We start from the raw sequence: 17,703 nt of genomic DNA on the forward strand, positions 1-17,703 counted from the left end.
CGGCTTGTTGGACAAAACAGGACGGCGACCAAGCGCCGACCACAACATCAATACGCGCCACCTACCGCATGGCGCGCGACGAAATGCCCCGGGGAGACTTGCACCAGGGGTTGAATGACGGGCTCATCGCCCACCTTGCGGATCGGGCTGGGGATGTCTTCAGACAGCAAGGCGCGTTCGATATGGCGACGCGCCGGATCGGCGATAGGAACCGCCGACATGAGTTTCTTGGTGTACGGATGCTGGGGATTCTCGAAGATCTCGCGTCGCGGCCCGATCTCTACGATCTGCCCCAGATACATCACGGCGACACGGTGGCTGATGCGCTCGACCACGGCCATATCGTGCGAAATGAACAGGAAAGATACGCCGAGATCACGCTGCAGATCGATGAGCAGGTTGACGATCTGCGCCTGAATGGAAACATCCAGCGCGGACACCGACTCATCGGCGACGACGACCTTGGGATTGAGCGCCAGTGCACGCGCGATGCAGATCCGTTGCCGCTGCCCGCCGGAGAACTCGTGCGGATAGCGCTGCGCCATCTCGGCAGGCAGCCCCACGCGCTCGAGCAGTTCGGCCACCCGATCTTCGGCGGCACGCCCCGACGCTACGCCATGCACCAGCAGAGGCTCCATGATGGAGAACCCCACGGTCACGCGTGGATCCAGCGACGCAAACGGGTCCTGGAACACAAACTGGATGTCACGCCGCAGCGACTGCAGCTCGGCGTTCTTGATCTTGACGATGTCGCGCCCGCCAAAGAGGATTTCGCCACTATGGCTGTCGACCAAGCGCAACAGAGAGCGCCCGGTCGTCGACTTTCCGCAACCCGATTCTCCGACCAGTGACAAGGTCTCGCCGGGATACAGGTCGAAGCTGATCTTCTCGACGGCGTGAACCCGCCGCTGGACCCGGCTGAAGATACCGCCGCGCAGATCGAAGCGCGTCACCAGATTGCGCACGCTGAGCACGGGCCCCTGATCGAGGCGCGGAGCCCGCCCGGCGCTGCCTTCTTCAGCCTCGGGCTGCTCGCGGCCATTGAGCTGCAACAGTGGGAAGCGGGCCGGGAGGTCGGTGCCCTGCATGGATCCCAGACGCGGCACGGCAGACAACAATGCCTGGGTGTAATGATGACGCGGAGCCGCGAAAATCTGCTCGGACGGGCCCTGCTCGACGCTGTCGCCGCGGTACATCACCAGCACGCGATCGGCGACCTCGGCCACCACTCCCATATCGTGCGTGATGAATACCACCCCCATATGCATTTCATCCTGCAACTGACGAATCAGTTGCAGAATCTGCGCCTGGATGGTGACGTCTAGTGCCGTGGTGGGCTCATCGGCGATCAACAGGGCCGGCTTGCAGGCCAGCGCCATGGCGATCATCACCCGCTGCCGCATGCCGCCTGACAACTGGTGAGGATAACGGTCGAGCACCGACTTCGCTTCCGGAATACGGACCTGCTCGAGCATGCGCAAGGCTTCGGCGCGTGCGGCAGCCGCATCCTTGCCCTGATGCAAACGTATGGTCTCGGCGATCTGATCGCCCGCCGTGAACACCGGGTTCAACGACGTCATGGGCTCCTGAAAGATCATTGCCATATCGGCGCCACGGACACTGCGCATGGTGCGCGACGATGCGCGCGTCAGATCGACGATGGAACCATTACGCCGCCGCAGCGCCATGCTGCCCTGGGCGATCCGGCCGCCACCATGCTCGATCAGGCGCATCAGCGACAGCGACGTCACGGATTTTCCAGACCCGGACTCTCCGACGATAGCCAGGGTCTCCCCACGATCGACATGGAAAGACAGATTGCGTACCGCTTCGACCGTCCTTTCGGATGTCACGAAACGCACGGTCAGGTCTTCGACCTGAACCACGCGATTTTCCGGCAGCGCCAGCGTCTGAGCGCGATCAACCATATTGAATTCCGTTCCTAAATGCTCGATGACGCAGGCATCATCGGTAAATGGCGACGACAGCGTCCTCGCCCACCCGGCCGTAGCCGCGATACATGCCTTCGGTATTGAAGGGCAGCGCAACATTGCCCTGCCCGTCCACGGCGATCAATCCGCCCTTGCCCCCGATGGTGGGCAGCTTTTCCTGCACGACACGGTTGGCAGCATCCTGCAGCGTGGCACCGAGATACTCCATCTGGGCCGACACGTCATAGGCAGCAACCATGCGGATGAACATTTCGCCGGTGCCCGTGGTGGAGACGGCGCAACTGCGATTGTTGGCGTAGCACCCTGCCCCGATCAGCGCAGCGTCGCCCACGCGGCCCACCTGTTTATTGGTGATCCCGCCGGTAGAGGTCGCCGCAGCCAGATTCCCCTGGGCATCCACGGCTACCGCGCCCACAGTCCCGAACTTGCGATCCGAATCCAGCGGATCGGCGGGTGCAGGCTGGCCCCGTGCCACCATGGCCTGGCCGTCATGGTCCAGAACCGCGGCCTCGGGCGTTTCGCGCTGAACGCGCTGCAGTTGCTCGCGGCGTGCTTCCGTCGAGAAATACGAGGGGTCGACCAGTTCCAGGCCTTCAGCACCCGCAAAATCGGCTGCGCCCTGCCCCACAAAGAAAACATGCTTGCTGTTTTCCATGACGCGGCGGGCAGCCAGCACGGGGTTGCGCACGCAATCGACATTGGCAATGGCGCCCGAGCGCAGTGTGGCGCCGTCCATGATGGACGCGTCCAGTTCGTGCGTGCCGGCGCTGGTGAACACCGCACCGTGGCCGGCATTGAACAAGGGGCAATCTTCGAGCAGGCGAACGGCTTCGGTCACGGCATCCAGAGCACAACCACCCTTGGCCAGCACGGCCTGGCCGGCCTGCACGATGGCGCGCAGCGCCTGCAGATATTCCTGCTCTTTCTCAGGCGACATGGCCGCGCGCGACATCGCGCCGGCCCCGCCATGTATTGCGATAACGGGGGTAATCATCGTTTTCCAGTTCCAGCTACACCATGGATCAGCCAGGGCATGACGGACTGCGTCACACCCACGGCCGCTTCTATCGAATCTTTGGCACGATGCGCCACGGCGGCCGACAGGGCTTCGATCAAGCCCAGCGCCGCGGTTTCCGCATTGGAAGAGAATTGCCGCGCACTGGGCGCGTAAAGGGCCACCGTGGCACAGGGCGCCAGCGGCGAGGTCGGGCGATCCGTCAGCACCAGTACCGGAACCCCGGCCTGCTGTGCCGCGCGCGCCAGTGTGACGGTGTCGGCCAGATAGCGCGGGTACGCAATGGCAATGACCAGATCGCGCTCGGTCATGCGGGACATCTGGCGCGCCGCGTGCGACACCCCACCCGGGCCGGCCAGCGATTCCACCGAGTGCACATGCATGCACAGGCCACGTTGCAGCAGACCAGCCAAGTAACCACTGGCGCCAAAGCCGATGATAAATACTCGCTCGGCCTGGAGAATGGAGATCACCGCGCGTTCACAGGCGCTCTCGTCCAGACTTTGCAGCGTACGCTGAGCGTTCTGGATATCTTCCTGGAGAGTGGCCGCAAAAATCTGCACCGCGCTGGCCGAATGAGCCAGTTCCAGCCGCAATTTTTCGACCGGCTCCAGCGCGGCCTCAAAGCCCCGCGCCAACTCGGCGCGGAACTGCGGATAACCCGGCAGGTCGAGCGCCCGCGCAAACCGGTTGGCGGTGGCCACCGATACGCCCGCGGCCGCGGCGAACTCGTCGATGGTCATGGTGGCGACCCGGAACGGATGCGCCAGCACGTAATCGGCCATGCGGTGCTGTGTGCGGCTGAAACTGGGCTGAGCCCGCGCGATGCGGTCAGCGATGGAAGCGGCGGCCTTGGACATCGAAGGAATTCTTACAGGAATGGGCTTGCCGCGCGGCGGAAAATGTAAATTTGTTTACCTGAGCATTTTAGAAAAGAAAATAAATTTTCATATTTAGGGATTACCCTCGCCTCAAACAAATAACCATTAGATCGCAAAGGTTATTGATCCAAAGAAAAACCCTGCCCGCGTCAACGGACAGGGTTCGGCACCGGCGACACTCAGCGAATGGCGGAGACGTCCAGCTTGGCCTGCGTCTTGGCTTGCACCTCGGCGACCGTCACGCCCGGCGCCACTTCGAGCAGTTTCAGGCCTGCCGGAGTGACTTCCATCACGCCCAGGTCGGTGATGATGAGATTGACCACACCCACACCGGTCAGCGGCAGCGTGCACTCGGGCAGCAGCTTGATGTCCTCGCTGCCGTCCTTTTTCTTGGCCACGTGTTCCATCAGAACCACCACGCGGCCCACCCCAGCCACCAGATCCATGGCGCCGCCCATGCCCTTGACCATCTTGCCGGGAATCATCCAATTAGCCAGATCGCCCTTCTCGGAGACCTGCATCGCCCCCAGGATGGCCAGATTGATCTTGCCGCCACGGATCATGGCGAACGAATCCGCCGACGAGAAGATGGACGAGCCAGGCAGCGTCGTCACGGTCTGTTTACCAGCATTGATCAGATCGGGATCGACCTCATCGTCGGTCGGAAAGGGGCCAATGCCCAGCAGGCCGTTTTCAGATTGCAGCCAGACCTCCACCCCCTTGGGCACATGATTGGCAACCAGGGTCGGCAAGCCGATACCCAAATTTACGTAAAAACCGTCTTGCAGCTCGCGCGCGGCGCGAGCGGCCATTTCATCGCGGGACCATGCCATGTCGTCGTCTCCTTAGGCCGGGCGGGTGGTGCGTTGTTCGATGCGTTTTTCCGGAGTGGCGTTGAGCACGATCCGATGCACGTAGATGCCAGGCAGATGAATCTGGTCGGGATCCAGGCTGCCGGTATCGACGATCTGTTCGACTTCGACCACCGTGATCTTGCCGGCCATGGCGACATTGGGATTGAAGTTGCGCGCCGTCTTGCGGAACACCAGATTGCCGCTACGGTCGGCGATATGAGCCTTGACCAAGGACACGTCGGGTGCCAGGGAGCGCTCCATCACGTACTGCTGACCATCGAACTCGCGCAATTCCTTGCCGTCGGCAACGATGGTGCCCACGCCGGTACGCGTGAAAAACGCGGGGATGCCCGCTCCACCGGCACGCAGCTTCTCGGCCAACGTGCCCTGGGGGGTGAATTCAAGCTCCAGCTCGCCGGACAGGTATTGGCGCTCGAACTCCTTGTTCTCGCCGACGTAAGAGGCGATCATCTTGCGCACCTGACGCGTATTGAGTAACTGGCCCAGGCCGAACCCATCGACGCCCGCGTTATTGCTCACGCAGGTCAGATCCTTGACGCCTGAGTCACGCAGCGCCGCAATCAATGCCTCGGGGATGCCGCAAAGGCCAAAGCCCCCCACCGCTATCATCTGCCCGTCTTTGACGATGCCTGCCAGCGCCTCGGTGGCGCTTGCATAAACCTTGTCCATTGCTCCAGCTCCTTGTTGAGATCCTCAGATCGGCTATCGGGCCACGAGGACAGCCCCCGGCCATCATTCTTTTGTGCTTTGCCGCAGATTTTAGCGGCACAGGCCGCTCTGTAGTCAGGCCGCGGTGAACTGCGCCCCCAGCCGCGCCAGCACATCCGCCGGCCAGGCCTTGGAGCAATTGGCCACGTAATCCATCCATACCAGCACGTTTCGCCCGCGCGCGTAGGGCCCACTGCTATCGCCGACCTTCTCCAGCGTAAGGTCAAGCTCCATGCTCGAGCGGCCCAGGCGCACCAGGCGATGCGTCACCCGCACGGTGGCCGGGTAGCCAAAGGGCTTGATGAAATCACACGAGGCGTGGGCCAGAATGGGGCCTTCGCTATCGGGCAGTTTCAGGCCTGCCTGCAGCAAAATGGAGATTCGCGCCTCCTCCATCACCCGGAAGTAAATCGTATTGTTCAAATGGTTCAGGGCATCCATGTCGCCCCAGCGCAGGGGCAAATCGATCTGATGCCAGGCACCTTCTGCAATCAGCGTGCCTTCGGTTGTCTCGCGATTCAAAACTCACTCCTGAGATGCATTTCCCGTCCCGATCCGTGCACTGCGGCGGCTCGACGCTAGCTGCAATACAATCGACGGATCAATGATGATACTTCCTGCGACAGTGGGACTGGAATAAGGGGAGCTTTACAAATGTCCGAACGCGAGTCGATGGAATATGACGTGGTTGTGGTGGGCGGTGGCCCCGCCGGCCTCGCCAGCGCCATCCGCCTGAAACAACTGGCAGCCGAGAAGAACCACGAGATCAGTGTTTGTGTGCTGGAAAAGGGCTCCGAAATCGGTGCCCATATCCTGTCCGGTGCGGTCATGGACCCGATCGCCCTGAATGAGCTGATCCCCGACTGGAAAGAAAAAGGCGCTCCGCTGAATGTGCCGGTCACGCAGGACAAGTTTCTATTCTTGTCTGACAAAGGGGCGCGCAGTACGCCGGAATGGCTGCTGCCAGCCTGTTTTCACAACAAGGGCAATTACATCGTCCGTCTGGGCGAAGTGACCAAATGGCTGGGCGAACAGGCCGAAGCCCTGGGCGTGGACATTTTCCCCGGTTTTGCCGCGGTCGAGGTGCTTTACGACGACAATGGCGCCGTGCGTGGCGTAGCCACCGGTGACATGGGCGTGGCCCGCGACGGCTCGCACACCGACCACTACCAGCCCGGTATGGAATTGCTGGCGCGCTACACGCTGTTTGCCGAAGGCGCGCGGGGGCAACTTGGCCGCCAACTGACCGAACGCTTCAAGCTGGCCGAAGGCCGTAACGCACAGGCCTACGGCATCGGCGTCAAAGAAATGTGGGAAGTCGATCCGGCCCAGTCCCGCCCCGGCTTGGTGGTGCACACCGCCGGCTGGCCGCTGGACTCCGACACGTATGGCGGCTCTTTCCTTTACCACCTGGACAACAACATCGTCGTGGTGGGCCTGATCGTAGGCCTGGACTACGCCAATCCCTGGCTGTCTCCCTTCGAAGAATTCCAACGTTACAAAACCCACCCGGCCATCCGTGGCACGTTCGAAGGCGGCAAGCGCATCGCCTATGGGGCGCGGGCCATCACGGCCGGCGGCCTCATGTCGCTGCCGAAACTGGTGTTCCCTGGTGGCGCGCTCATCGGCTGTGATGCCGGGTTCCTGAATGCGTCGCGCATCAAGGGCAGCCACGCGGCCATCAAATCCGGCAAACTGGCCGCCGAAGCGGCATTCGACGCCATCGTGGCCGATCGCCGTGGCGACGAGCTCTCCGCCTATCCGGAGGCATTCGAATCGTCCTGGCTGCACACAGAGCTCAACAAAGCACGCAATTTCAAACAGTGGTTCAAGAAGGGACGCAGCGTCGGCACCTTCATGACGGGTATCGAGCAGTGGCTGCTCAAGGGCAAGATGCCCTGGAGCCTGCGCAACGACAAGCCGGATCACCAGGCGTTGCAGCCGGCCTCGCAATGCGCGCGCATCGACTATCCAAAGCCGGATGGCAAGCTGACATTCGATCGTCTCAGCTCGGTGTTCATTTCCAACACCAATCATGAAGAAAACCAGCCCATCCATCTGACGCTAAAGAACCCGGACATCCCGGTGGAGGTCAACCTGGCCACCTACGGCGGTCCGGAGGCGCGTTACTGTCCGGCGGGGGTGTACGAGTTCATCAAGGATGATCACGGCGCCGATCGCTTGCAGATCAACGCGCAGAACTGCGTGCACTGCAAGACCTGCGACATCAAGGATCCCAAACAGAATATCGTCTGGGTTGCACCGCAGGGCGGTGAAGGGCCGGTCTACAACGGCATGTAACGCCGCTCCTGAGGCGCTTCGTACCGAGGCGCTTTTTTTTCGAGAAGACATGACGCACGCCGTATTGCTGGCCGGATGTGGGGACCTGGGGCTGCGTGTAGCGGACCGCTTGCTCGCACGCGGCATCGAAGTGTGGGCGCTACGCCGCCAGCCGCCCGCCACCTCGCCTGCGGGTATCCGCTGGATCCGTGCCGACCTGACCGACCCGGCCTCTCTGGCCGGACTGCCCACACATATCGACCGTCTCGCCTACCTGCCCGCGCCGGGCTCGCGCGATCCCGCCCGCTACCGCGGGCTGTTCCTCGACGGTCAGCGTCATCTGCTGGCGGCCTTGAACTGCCCTCCGGCGCGCTGGGTTTTTGTGTCCTCTTCAGCCGTTTACGGTGAACACCACGGACAATGGATTGACGAGTCCACCCCAACCCACCCCCTGGGCTTCAATGGCCGCATTCTGCTAGAAGCCGAGCAGTCGCTCAGCGGCGCCACACACGCAGCGGTGATCCTGCGGCTGGCCGGTCTCTACGGGCCGGGACGCACGCAATTGCTAGAGCGTCTGCGTGCAGGCCAGGCACACGTAGCAAGCGGGCACTGGGCCAACCGTATCCATATCGATGACGCGGCCGCGGCTGTCGATCATCTGCTGCATTTGCCTCAGCCTCAATCCTGCTATCTCGGCGCGGATGACACCCCGATGCTGCTGGACGAGCTGTATGGCGGACTCGCGCGCCTCTTGCAGGCCCCGGCGCCACTGCCGGGACCTGCCCCGGCCAATGTAGGCAGCAAACGCATCCGCAACCAACGGCTAAAGGCCAGCGGCTGGACCCCCCGCTGGCCTGACGCTCTGGATGGCTACAGGAACCTGATCGCGTTCGCAGGGGTTTGAGTCACCCGCGCGCGTCAGCCCTCATGCGCTCAACAAGCGGGCAAACACCTGCAGTGCGCGCTCGATGTCCTGGCGGGAAATATCGAGATGGGTCACCAGACGTACCGGCCCGTCATAGACCGCGCTCATCAGAATGCCCGCTTCCTTCAGGCCTTGGTTGAGCCTGCTGCGGTGTTCGGGAGCAACACTCACGAACACCATATTGGTGCTCTGCGACAGCACCTGCACGCCAGGCAATTGCGCCAGCCCCTGGCCCAACAGGCTCGCGTGCTCGTGGTCTTGGGCCAGACGCGCCACATTGTGTTCAAGTGCGTACTGCGCCGCTGCGGCCAAGACCCCTGACTGGCGCATACCACCGCCGAGCACCTTGCGCCAACGCCTGGCCTGCTCGATCAGCGCCTGGCTGCCCACCAGCACCGATCCTACCGGTGCACCCAGCCCCTTGGAAAAACAGATAGAGACCGTATCGAAAGGCTGACAGAGCTCGCTAAGCGCCAATCCGCTGGCGACGCTGGCGTTGAATACCCGTGCCCCATCCAGATGGGTGCCCAGCCCCCGGCTGCGCGCAAAGGCAGTCGCCTCCAGAATATAGGGCTGCCGGATGACTTTGCCGTGGAAGGTATTTTCAAGCGCCAACAAGCGCGTACGCGCATAGTGCGCATCGCCCACCGGCTTGACCGCGGCTTCCAGCTTGGCGATGGGCAGCGAGCCGTCGCCGTCGTGCTCGATGGGCTGGGGCTGAATACTGCCCAGCACGGCGGCGCCCCCGCCTTCGTATTTGTAGGTGTGCGCCAATTGCCCGACCAGGTACTCATCGCCGCGTCCGCAATGCGCCATGATGCCGGCCAGATTGCTTTGCGTGCCGGTCGGAAAGAACAGCCCTGCTTCCTTGTCCGCGCGCTCGGCGACGGCCTGCTGCAACGCCACGACAGTGGGGTCATCACCCATGACGTCATCGCCCACAGGCGCACACGTCATGGCTTGCAACATGGCTGCCGAAGGGCGGGTCACGGTATCGCTGCGAAAATCTATCATCTCGGGTTCCAGTTTTGTATCAGGCTTTACGCGGCCGCGCTCGGCTGACTACGCCGATGCCAACCATAATGAACAACATGCCCGCCAGATCGTTTAAGGTCGGGCGTTCGTGCAAAATCCACCAGGCCAGCAGTACAGCGACCACGGGCACCCCCAGGGCGGACAGACCGGCGATCGACGCTGGCACGCGCCGGACTACCAACAGCCACATTACCCAGGCCAACGCGGTGGCCACCAGAATGATATAGGCCATCCCGGCAATCAGTTCCCAGCCCCAGACCGCATCGATCTGCGGGACCAGCAACGCGACCGGCGCCATGGCCAGCGCGCCGATGAGCATTTGCCATGCCGTGAACGTCACGACATCCGGCGCATGGTTGTCGAACATTCGCTAGGACAACACCGTACCCATGCCCCAGCAAAAGCCGCTGCCCACGCCCAGGGCCATGGGCAGAAAATCGCTGCCCATACCATTCCACGGCTGAGCGAAGCACACCAGCCCACAGGCGGCCAAGGCAATACCCGCCCAATGCAACCGGCTGGGCCGCTCCTTGAGAATCAGCCAAGCCAGCAGAATCACCCAGAAAGGCATGGTGTAAGCCATGAGCGCGACCTTGCCCACTCCCCCTGTGACCAGGGCTGTCTGTACACAACCCTGAAAGCCCGCCGTCTGCAACAGGCCCACCATCACCGTCAGGCGCCAGGCAGGCATGGCCAGGGGCCGCGCGGTCAGAATGGCGCCGACAAACAGCACCAGTGCACCGCTCAGATAGCGGACCACCACGAAATTATAGGGACCGATATAGGGCACAACGAGCTTCATCGCAATCCAGCTTCCTGCCCACACAAAAACTGTGGCCAACATCAGGCTCAGGCCTGCGCGATCGAAACTGCTGCGACTCACTACGAACTCCCTTGGACACATGAAACGATTGGGCAAAAAAAGGTTCATCGCGGAATAGCGTGGAGCCGTGCTTGATTGCCGTTACGCTTGATCCTTGATTTTTCAAGGATCAAGGCCGGGATCATGCTGGACCGCAAGACGATCGAGAGGTTGGGTGGGTGGGAAGGTTATCGGGTGGAGCGGGTCGTGTGGCCTGAAGGTGAGAGCCGGACGGTCACGATTTACCTGAAGCCTTCAGCGCGAACGATGCACTGCGAGCACTGCGGCAACCGATGTCGGCAGGTGCATGAGACGACCACGCGCCGGGTGCGGGATCTGCCGCTAATGGCGCTGCGAGTGACGCTGGTAGTGCCGCGTCGGCGGGTCTGGTGCGAGCAGTGCGGTGGACCGCATCTGGAGAGGCTGAGCTGGCTGGGCCGTTACCAGCGAGTGACCGACCGGCTGGCCGAGGCGGTCAGCCAGTTGCTTGAGTCCAGCAACATTCTGGCCGTGGCGCGCTTCTTCCAACTGGGTTGGCACACGGTCAAGGCGCTGGACAAGGCCCTGCTGCGACGGGCGATCCAAGAGCCGGACTGGAGCCAGATCCACTACCTAGCGATGGACGAGTTCGCTCTACACAAGGGCCATCGTTATGCCACGGTCGTTGTCGATCCGATCCGCCGTCAGGTGCTATGGATCGGTGATGGCCGCTCGCGCGAGACGGCCAGAGCCTTCTTCGAACAACTGCCAACAGGAGTTGCCCAGCAGATCCGGGCCGTAGCGATCGACATGACGACGGCCTATGAGCTGGAGATCCAGGCCAACTGCCCCAACGCCGAGATCGTCTACGACCTGTTCCACGTCGTGGCCAAGTACGGCCGTGAAGTGATAGACCGGGTGCGTGTAGACCAAGCGAACCAGTTGCGGCACGACAAGCCGGCCCGCCGGGTGATCAAGTCCAGTCGCTGGCTACTGCTGCGCAATCGCAAAAACCTCGATCCGTGCCAATCGGTAAAGTTGGACGAGTTGCTCCAGGCCAACCAGCCCTTGCTCACCGCTTATCTGATGCGCGATGAGCTCAAACAGCTGTGGTTCTACCAACACCCCGGCTACGCCCGCCAGGCATGGGATCACTGGCTGCAACAGGCTCAGGGCAGCGGCATCGCCGCCTTGGCTCACTTCGCGCTCAAGCTAAAAGCCTATCTGCACGGGATTCTGTCTCGCTGTCGCCACCGGCTCAACACCAGCATCGTCGAGGGCATCAACAACACCATCAAAGTCATCAAGCGCCGCGCCTACGGCTACCGCGATCAGGAGTACTTCTTCCTCAAGATCCGGTCTGCATTCCCCGGTATTCCTCGATGAACCAAAAAAAAGCCTGCGCATTGCGCGCAGGCTTTCATTATGCTCTGGTGAGCTTGTCCGCCAGCTTACAGGGGCTTGGACAGTTGCTCCAGGATGGCGGGGTTCTCCAGCGTGGAGACATCTTGCGTCACCTCCTCACCCTTGGCCACGACACGCAACAAGCGTCGCATGATCTTGCCCGACCGTGTTTTCGGAAGATTGTCCCCGAAACGGATGTCCTTGGGCTTGGCGATGGGGCCGATCTCCCGCGCAACCCAGTCACGCAGTTGCTTGGCAATGGCCTGGGCCTCTTCGCCTTCCGGACGAGCACTCTTGAGTACGACAAAGGCCACCACGGCTTCGCCTGTCGTATCGTCCGGACGGCCCACCACAGCCGCCTCGGCGACCAGCTCATGGGCGACCAGCGCGGACTCCACTTCCATGGTGCCCAGGCGATGGCCCGACACATTGAGCACATCGTCAATACGGCCCATGATCCAGAAGTAGCCATCGGCGTCTCGCTGAGCGCCATCGCCTGCCAGATAGTAGCCGCGCAACTCGGCGGGGAAATAGCTCTTTTTGAAGCGCTCCGGGTCTCCCCAGATCGTGCGTATCATCGCCGGCCAGGGCCGTTTGATGACCAGAAAGCCGCCATTGCCTGGTTCGACGTCGCCACCCGTTTCGTCGACGATGGCCGCGGCGATCCCCGGCAAAGGCAACGTGCATGAGCCCGGTTTGAGTGGCGTGGCACCAGGCAGGGGGGTGATCATATGGCCGCCGGTCTCGGTCTGCCACCACGTGTCCACGATGGGACAACGTTCGCGGCCCACGTTCTTGTGGTACCAGATCCAGGCCTCCGGATTGATGGGTTCGCCCACGGTACCAATGATGCGCAAGCTGTCGAGATCGAAGTTGCGCGGATGCGTCTGCGGTGTGGCCTCGGCGGCTTTGATAAGCGAACGGATGGCTGTCGGCGCGGTATAAAACACGCTCACTTTGTGACGCTGGACCATTTCCCAGAAGCGCCCGGCGTTGGGAAAGGTCGGCACGCCCTCAAAAACCACCTGGGTCAGGCCGGCGGCCAGCGGGCCATAACTGATATAGGTGTGGCCGGTGATCCAGCCCACATCGGCAGTGCACCAGTACACGTCATCGGCGCGCGCGTCGAACGTCCACTTGACCGTCAGCAACGCCCACAAGAGATAGCCTGCCGAAGCATGTTGCACGCCCTTGGGTTTACCGGTCGAGCCCGAGGTGTACAGGATGAACAGAGGATGTTCGGCATTGACCGGCACCGGCTCGCACATGTCAGACTGGCCGGCCTGGACGTCGTGCATCCACAGATCGCGCCCCTCTGTCCAGGCTACCTCGCCACCCGTGCGGCGATAGACGATGACCTTGGTGACGGCCTCGCAACCTCCCATGGCGATGGCCTCCTCTACGGCGGGCTTGAGCGGGATGACCTTGCCGCCCCGCACCTGCTCGTCAGCAGTGATGACCAGCGATGCACCCACATCGACGATGCGTTCCTGCAGGCTCTTGGCGGAAAATCCACCAAACACCACCGAATGCGTCACACCCAAGCGCGCGCAGGCCTGCATCGCCACCACCGCTTCGACCGACATGGGCATATAGATGATGGCCCGGTCGCCCTTCTTGTAGCCCAACGACGTCAAGCCATTGGCGAATCGGCACACCCGACCCAGCAGCTCTCGATAGCTGACCTTCTCGACCTTGCCGTCGTCGGACTCAAAAATGATGGCTGTCTTGTCGGCATTGCCGTTAGTCAGGTGAACGTCGAGGCAGTTGGCCGAAACATTGAGTTCACCGTCGCCGAACCAGCGATAGAACGGCGCATCGCTTTCATCGAGCACCTCGGTAAAGGGTTTGGTCCATTGAAGATTTTCGCGGGCATGGCGCCCCCAGAAACCATCGGGGTCGCGCTCGGCCTCCTCGGCCAAGGCGCGGTAGGCGTCCATGCCCGAAATCGTCGCGCCCTTGACGGCGCGTTCGGGAGGAGGAAACACACGGGTTTCCACCAGGACGGATTGGATGGCGTTCGACATGGTTTAGTCTCCGATTCGTGATTTTGGTGCTGCCGTTTTGCCGACTCGCAACCGTATCGCCATGCTCTTACGAGCACCTTACGCAGCGCGGTTCTAGCGGTTGCGTGGTGCTTTGCATGGTGGCCAGAACATAAGAATAGCAGCCCGCTTCAGACCTGCTGACTGCGCGCGATCCCTCGCACCAGATCAACCCGGGCCAACAACAGCAGGCCTGCGACAAAGAACAATCCGGTCACCAGAATCGCCAACCGGTGATTGCCCGCCGTCAGCCAAGTGACCAGCCCATACGTCAGCGGCCCCACGACCGCAGCCAACTGCACCGCGAACGTCCAGAGGGCAAAAAACTCCGCCAGGCGGCCTGCCGGCGCCATCGCCCCGGTCATCGCACGTCCCGCACTCTGGCTGGTACCCATGCACAGGCCGGCCAACGTGGCGGCAACCCAGAATACAGGCACGGTCGTAGCCGCATAAGCGACCAACACCATGATGATCCAACCCACCAGCGTCAGGGCCAGGGCCCGTTTGTGGCCGATACGGTCCTGTACATACCCAAAACTGAAAGCACCAATGGCCGCGGCAATATTGACAGTAAAAACCAGCAGCATGATCTGCGGCATACTGAAGCCCATCACTTGCTCGGCATAGATGGCGGCCAGCGTGATGACCACGGCAATGCCGGCCTGATAGCAGGCGCCGCACATCAGTAGGCGCCGAAATTCCGGGAAATGCTCGCCTGTTTCGTGCCAGGCGCGTGCCAGCCGCCGCAGCATATCCGGTGCCGCCAGCGTCACGGCATGCGGCCGCGCCCGCTCGCGCAGCAGAAAAAACGACGGTAAAGCCGCCAACGCAAACACCAGGCAGGTCACGGCGATGACCCAGGGCACATAGTTTTCTGCACTCTGCCCGATAGCTTCGCCGCGCGTCACGACGGCCAAGCAAAGCCCAAGCGTCAGCATGCCGCCGCAATAACCAAAGCTCCAGCCCCAACCGGACACCCGCCCCAGCGCCGCAGGCCGCGCCAGCTCGGGCAGAAACGCCGCGACGACCGACTCGCCGATACAATAGCAATAGTTGGAGATCGCCACGGCCACCAATGCCAGCCAGACATCGCCCGGCCCTACGCGGGTCAGCAGGAGTGTGGCCAAGACGCAGCCAATCGTACTGGTGTAGAGCAGCCAGCGCTTGCCGGCATGCGCATCGGCACGCGCGCCTAGCGTGGGCATGGTCAGCATGATGGCCAGATAGGACAGCGACAGAGCGGCCGTCCAGGCCAGGGTGGCCCAGTGCGCCCGCTGACCGACCACCGCAACGAAGTACGTACTGAAAACCGTGGTCAGTATGACCGTGGTGTAGCCGGAATTCGCGAAGTCATACATGGCCCAGGCCCAGACTTCACGTCGACGTACGCCTGGATTGAGCAAACGCCGCTGTCGAGCGGCGTCATCCGGTACGGACAGACTCACAGCCCCAGCGCGGCAATGCCCGCGCGGGCAATATCGGCGTCTTCGCTGGACTTCACTCCCGAGACTCCCACCGCGCCGACCACCTGGCCATCGGCCACCACGGGTACACCGCCTTCGAGCATGCCTTCGATTTCCGGCGCGGACAGGAAGGAATAACGGCCGTTGTTGATGATCTCTTCATAGACACGCGATTCGCGGCGCCCCAGCGCTGCCGTCCGGGCCTTGGCCGGTGCGATATGCGCTGATATGGGAGCGGCCCCGTCTCCTCGCAGCATGCCCAGCAGATGCCCTCCGTCGTCGACAACGGCAATCGATACGGCCCATTGATGAGCCAGCGCATGTGCCTCGGCGGCAGCGAGGATCTTCTTGACGTCTTCCGCAGCCAGCACTGGTTTGGATTTCATTGCAGCGATTCCTTGATCTGTTCGAGTGATGAGGGGTCTTCTATCGTGGTGAGATCACCGGGGTCACGGCCTTCGCAGATTGCCACGATGGCCCGCCGCAGCACTTTGCCGGAGCGCGTCTTTGGCAAGGCTCCGACAAAGCGAATGCGCGCCGGCCGCGCAACTCCGCCCAACTGATTCTCCACCACGCGCATGATATCCGCTTCCAGCGATCGCGCCGCGTCATCGGCCTGCGCGTCATCGGGCCGCTTGAGCACGACGAAAGCCAGGGCCACCTGACCTTTGAGGGAATCGGCCACACCGACCACGGCGCATTCGGCCACGCCGGCATGACTGTTGACCGACTCTTCGATCTCGCGTGTACCCAGACGATGGCCCGCCACATTGATGACGTCGTCGGTGCGGCCGAGGATGAACCAATATCCGTCTTCATCCCGAAGCCCCCAATCGAACGTTGAATACAACTGGCGCGCCGGGATGGAGGAAAAATAGGTTTGCACAAAACGCTCATCATCGCCCCACACCGTCGACAGCGCCCCTGGCGGCAACGGAGGCACAATGGCAACCACCCCCTTCTCGTTGGGTCCGAGATCTTCCCCAGTCGACTCACTCACCACACGCACGTCAAACCCATATACCGGAAATGACGGGCTGCCAAAGCGCGTGGGCACGCGTTCCACGCCGGGTTGAGCGGACAAAATTGGCCAACCGGACTCGGTTTGCCAATAGTTGTCGATGATAGGCTTGCCCAGCCCGTCGGAGATCCATTGCGCCGTCGGTTCATCCAGCGGCTCGCCGGCCAGATACAGCGCACGCAACGAAGACAGGTCGTGGCGCTTGAGCAGAGCAGGATCCTGCCGCTTGAATACGCGGACCGCAGTGGGTGCCGAAAACAGCGTATTGACACGAAACCGCTCGACCAGACTCCAGAGGATGGCGCCATCAGGACGCACCGGCGTGCCCTCATAGAGAATCGTGGCCTGCCCGCCGATCAAAGGGCCATAGACGATATACGAGTGGTCGACCACCCACCCGATATCACTGGTGCAGAAGAATGTGTCGCCTGGCTTGCCGTCAAACAGATACTCCATCGAGGAGGCCAGCGCCACCGCATAGCCACCGGTATCGCGCTGCACACCCTTGGGGCGGCCGGTCGTGCCCGACGTGTAAAGAATGTAGCTAGGCTCGGAGGATTCGAGCCAGGTGACCGGCACCTGGGCACCGGCATGGCGCGCGCGCAACTCGGCATAATCCAGGTCACGGCCCGGCTCGCGCTCACATGCGGCCAGGCCACGATCGAGCACGATCACCGCCGCAGGCGGATGCCGGGCCAGAGACAACGCCTTGTCGAGCAATGGTTTATAAGCCACCACCTTGCCCGCACGCGATCCGCCGTCTGTGCAGACCACCACCTTGGGCTGAGCGTCATCGATACGCTGCGCGAGATTCACCGAGGCGAAACCCCCGAACACTACCGAATGGATGGCTCCCAGGCGGGCACAGGCCAGCATGGTGAAAACGGCTTCGGGGACCATGGGCATATAAAGCAGCACGCGATCGCCGCGCCCGACGCCCTGTTCACGCAGCATCGCGGCCACGGCGTTGACCTCTTCGTACAACTCCCTTCGACTATAGGTCCGTTCCTGATCCACCTCGGTGGACACCCAGATCAGGGCCGACGCGTCGGCTTGCTGGGGCAACCAGCGGTCTACGGCGTTGTAGCAAAGATTGCTGTGGCCACCCACAAACCATCTGGAAAAAGGAGGCCGGGTGAAGTCGAGCACCTGCTCAAATGGTGTCTCCCAGTGGATTCGCTGAGCCTGTTCACGCCAGAAGGCGTCCCTTTCGTGCAAGGACCGATAGTGGAAATCCCGGGTTCTGTCCATGCCTGTC

14 protein-coding genes and 1 pseudogene are annotated in these 17,703 nt (G+C 62.1%); 3 read left to right on the plus strand and 12 right to left on the minus strand.

What is annotated here, in order from left to right; genetic code table 11:
• Nucleotides 1-47 precede the first annotated feature (47 nt).
• The 6 genes from LK440_RS12270 to LK440_RS12295 all read right to left on the minus strand — a co-directional run bounded on the left by LK440_RS12270 (nt 48) and on the right by LK440_RS12295 (nt 5,953).
• On the minus strand, nt 48-1,928 hold the full coding sequence (locus LK440_RS12270) for a dipeptide ABC transporter ATP-binding protein (protein WP_005012277.1): 1,881 nt from the start codon (nt 1,926-1,928) through the stop codon (nt 48-50).
• A gap of 37 nt (nt 1,929-1,965) precedes the next feature.
• Entirely contained in the window at nt 1,966-2,946 is a 981-nt protein-coding gene (locus LK440_RS12275) for an isoaspartyl peptidase/L-asparaginase family protein (RefSeq protein WP_005012276.1), read from the minus strand.
• Nucleotides 2,943-3,827, minus strand: a complete 885-nt coding sequence (locus LK440_RS12280; RefSeq protein ID WP_005012275.1) for a MurR/RpiR family transcriptional regulator — start codon at nt 3,825-3,827, stop codon at nt 2,943-2,945. The genes LK440_RS12275 and LK440_RS12280 overlap by 4 nt, the downstream gene beginning before the upstream one ends.
• A 200-nt stretch (nt 3,828-4,027) precedes the next feature.
• Nucleotides 4,028-4,681 (minus strand): CoA transferase subunit B, encoded by a 654-nt coding sequence (locus tag LK440_RS12285; protein ID WP_005018897.1) that lies wholly within the window; start codon nt 4,679-4,681, stop codon nt 4,028-4,030.
• Nucleotides 4,682-4,693: 12 nt separating this feature from the next.
• Nucleotides 4,694-5,392 carry a CoA transferase subunit A gene (locus tag LK440_RS12290; RefSeq protein WP_005012271.1) on the minus strand — a complete coding sequence of 233 codons (699 nt, stop codon included), beginning with the start codon at nt 5,390-5,392 and terminating at the stop codon, nt 4,694-4,696.
• 114 nt (nt 5,393-5,506) lie between these two features.
• On the minus strand, nt 5,507-5,953 hold the full coding sequence (locus LK440_RS12295; protein ID WP_005012270.1) for an acyl-CoA thioesterase: 447 nt from the start codon (nt 5,951-5,953) through the stop codon (nt 5,507-5,509).
• Between the two features lie 132 nt (nt 5,954-6,085).
• Between LK440_RS12295 and LK440_RS12300 the strand changes: the two genes are divergently transcribed.
• Nucleotides 6,086-7,732, plus strand: coding sequence for an electron transfer flavoprotein-ubiquinone oxidoreductase (locus LK440_RS12300; protein WP_005012268.1), 1,647 nt, complete (start codon nt 6,086-6,088; stop codon nt 7,730-7,732).
• 49 nt (nt 7,733-7,781) lie between these two features.
• On the plus strand, nt 7,782-8,615 hold the full coding sequence (locus LK440_RS12305; protein WP_005012257.1) for an NAD-dependent epimerase/dehydratase family protein: 834 nt from the start codon (nt 7,782-7,784) through the stop codon (nt 8,613-8,615).
• Between the two features lie 21 nt (nt 8,616-8,636).
• Here the strand turns inward: LK440_RS12305 and ltaE are convergent, their stop codons facing one another.
• Both ltaE and LK440_RS12315 read right to left on the minus strand, forming a co-directional pair.
• On the minus strand, nt 8,637-9,650 hold the full coding sequence (gene ltaE / locus LK440_RS12310) for a low-specificity L-threonine aldolase (protein WP_005012256.1): 1,014 nt from the start codon (nt 9,648-9,650) through the stop codon (nt 8,637-8,639).
• Nucleotides 9,651-9,669: 19 nt separating this feature from the next.
• Nucleotides 9,670-10,554: pseudogene (locus tag LK440_RS12315) on the minus strand (DMT family transporter).
• A gap of 123 nt (nt 10,555-10,677) precedes the next feature.
• On the opposite strand from LK440_RS12315, the gene LK440_RS12320 reads away from it, so the two are divergent.
• Nucleotides 10,678-11,898, plus strand: coding sequence for an ISL3 family transposase (locus LK440_RS12320; protein ID WP_005011985.1), 1,221 nt, complete (start codon nt 10,678-10,680; stop codon nt 11,896-11,898).
• Nucleotides 11,899-11,963: 65 nt separating this feature from the next.
• Here LK440_RS12320 and acs read toward each other — a convergent pair whose 3' ends face one another.
• The 4 genes from acs to LK440_RS12340 all read right to left on the minus strand — a co-directional run bounded on the left by acs (nt 11,964) and on the right by LK440_RS12340 (nt 17,696).
• A complete protein-coding gene (gene acs, locus LK440_RS12325; protein ID WP_005012252.1) occupies nt 11,964-13,943 on the minus strand; it encodes an acetate--CoA ligase in 1,980 nt (659 codons plus the stop codon).
• Nucleotides 13,944-14,092: 149 nt separating this feature from the next.
• On the minus strand, nt 14,093-15,319 hold the full coding sequence (locus tag LK440_RS12330; RefSeq protein WP_005012250.1) for an MFS transporter: 1,227 nt from the start codon (nt 15,317-15,319) through the stop codon (nt 14,093-14,095).
• Between the two features lie 83 nt (nt 15,320-15,402).
• Nucleotides 15,403-15,810, minus strand: a complete 408-nt coding sequence (locus LK440_RS12335; protein WP_005012249.1) for a heme-binding protein — start codon at nt 15,808-15,810, stop codon at nt 15,403-15,405.
• Nucleotides 15,807-17,696 (minus strand): propionate--CoA ligase, encoded by a 1,890-nt coding sequence (locus tag LK440_RS12340; RefSeq protein ID WP_005012248.1) that lies wholly within the window; start codon nt 17,694-17,696, stop codon nt 15,807-15,809. Before LK440_RS12340 ends, LK440_RS12335 begins: the two co-directional genes overlap by 4 nt.
• Nucleotides 17,697-17,703 lie beyond the last annotated feature (7 nt).

This window comes from Bordetella holmesii (genome assembly GCF_020735985.1).
Classification (GTDB): Bacteria; Pseudomonadota; Gammaproteobacteria; order Burkholderiales; family Burkholderiaceae_B; genus Bordetella; species Bordetella holmesii.

Coding starts and splice junctions, on each gene's coding strand:
- LK440_RS12270 (WP_005012277.1), bottom strand. CDS start 1,928: ATGGTTGATCGCGCTCAGACGCTGGCGCTGCCGGAAAATCGCGTGGTT.
- LK440_RS12275 (WP_005012276.1), bottom strand. CDS start 2,946: ATGATTACCCCCGTTATCGCAATACATGGCGGGGCCGGCGCGATGTCG.
- LK440_RS12280 (WP_005012275.1), bottom strand. CDS start 3,827: ATGTCCAAGGCCGCCGCTTCCATCGCTGACCGCATCGCGCGGGCTCAG.
- LK440_RS12285 (WP_005018897.1), bottom strand. CDS start 4,681: ATGGCATGGTCCCGCGATGAAATGGCCGCTCGCGCCGCGCGCGAGCTG.
- LK440_RS12290 (WP_005012271.1), bottom strand. CDS start 5,392: ATGGACAAGGTTTATGCAAGCGCCACCGAGGCGCTGGCAGGCATCGTC.
- LK440_RS12300 (WP_005012268.1), top strand. CDS start 6,086: ATGTCCGAACGCGAGTCGATGGAATATGACGTGGTTGTGGTGGGCGGT.
- LK440_RS12305 (WP_005012257.1), top strand. CDS start 7,782: ATGACGCACGCCGTATTGCTGGCCGGATGTGGGGACCTGGGGCTGCGT.
- ltaE (WP_005012256.1), bottom strand. CDS start 9,650: ATGATAGATTTTCGCAGCGATACCGTGACCCGCCCTTCGGCAGCCATG.
- LK440_RS12320 (WP_005011985.1), top strand. CDS start 10,678: ATGCTGGACCGCAAGACGATCGAGAGGTTGGGTGGGTGGGAAGGTTAT.
- acs (WP_005012252.1), bottom strand. CDS start 13,943: ATGTCGAACGCCATCCAATCCGTCCTGGTGGAAACCCGTGTGTTTCCT.
- LK440_RS12330 (WP_005012250.1), bottom strand. CDS start 15,319: ATGTATGACTTCGCGAATTCCGGCTACACCACGGTCATACTGACCACG.
- LK440_RS12335 (WP_005012249.1), bottom strand. CDS start 15,810: ATGAAATCCAAACCAGTGCTGGCTGCGGAAGACGTCAAGAAGATCCTC.
- LK440_RS12340 (WP_005012248.1), bottom strand. CDS start 17,696: ATGGACAGAACCCGGGATTTCCACTATCGGTCCTTGCACGAAAGGGAC.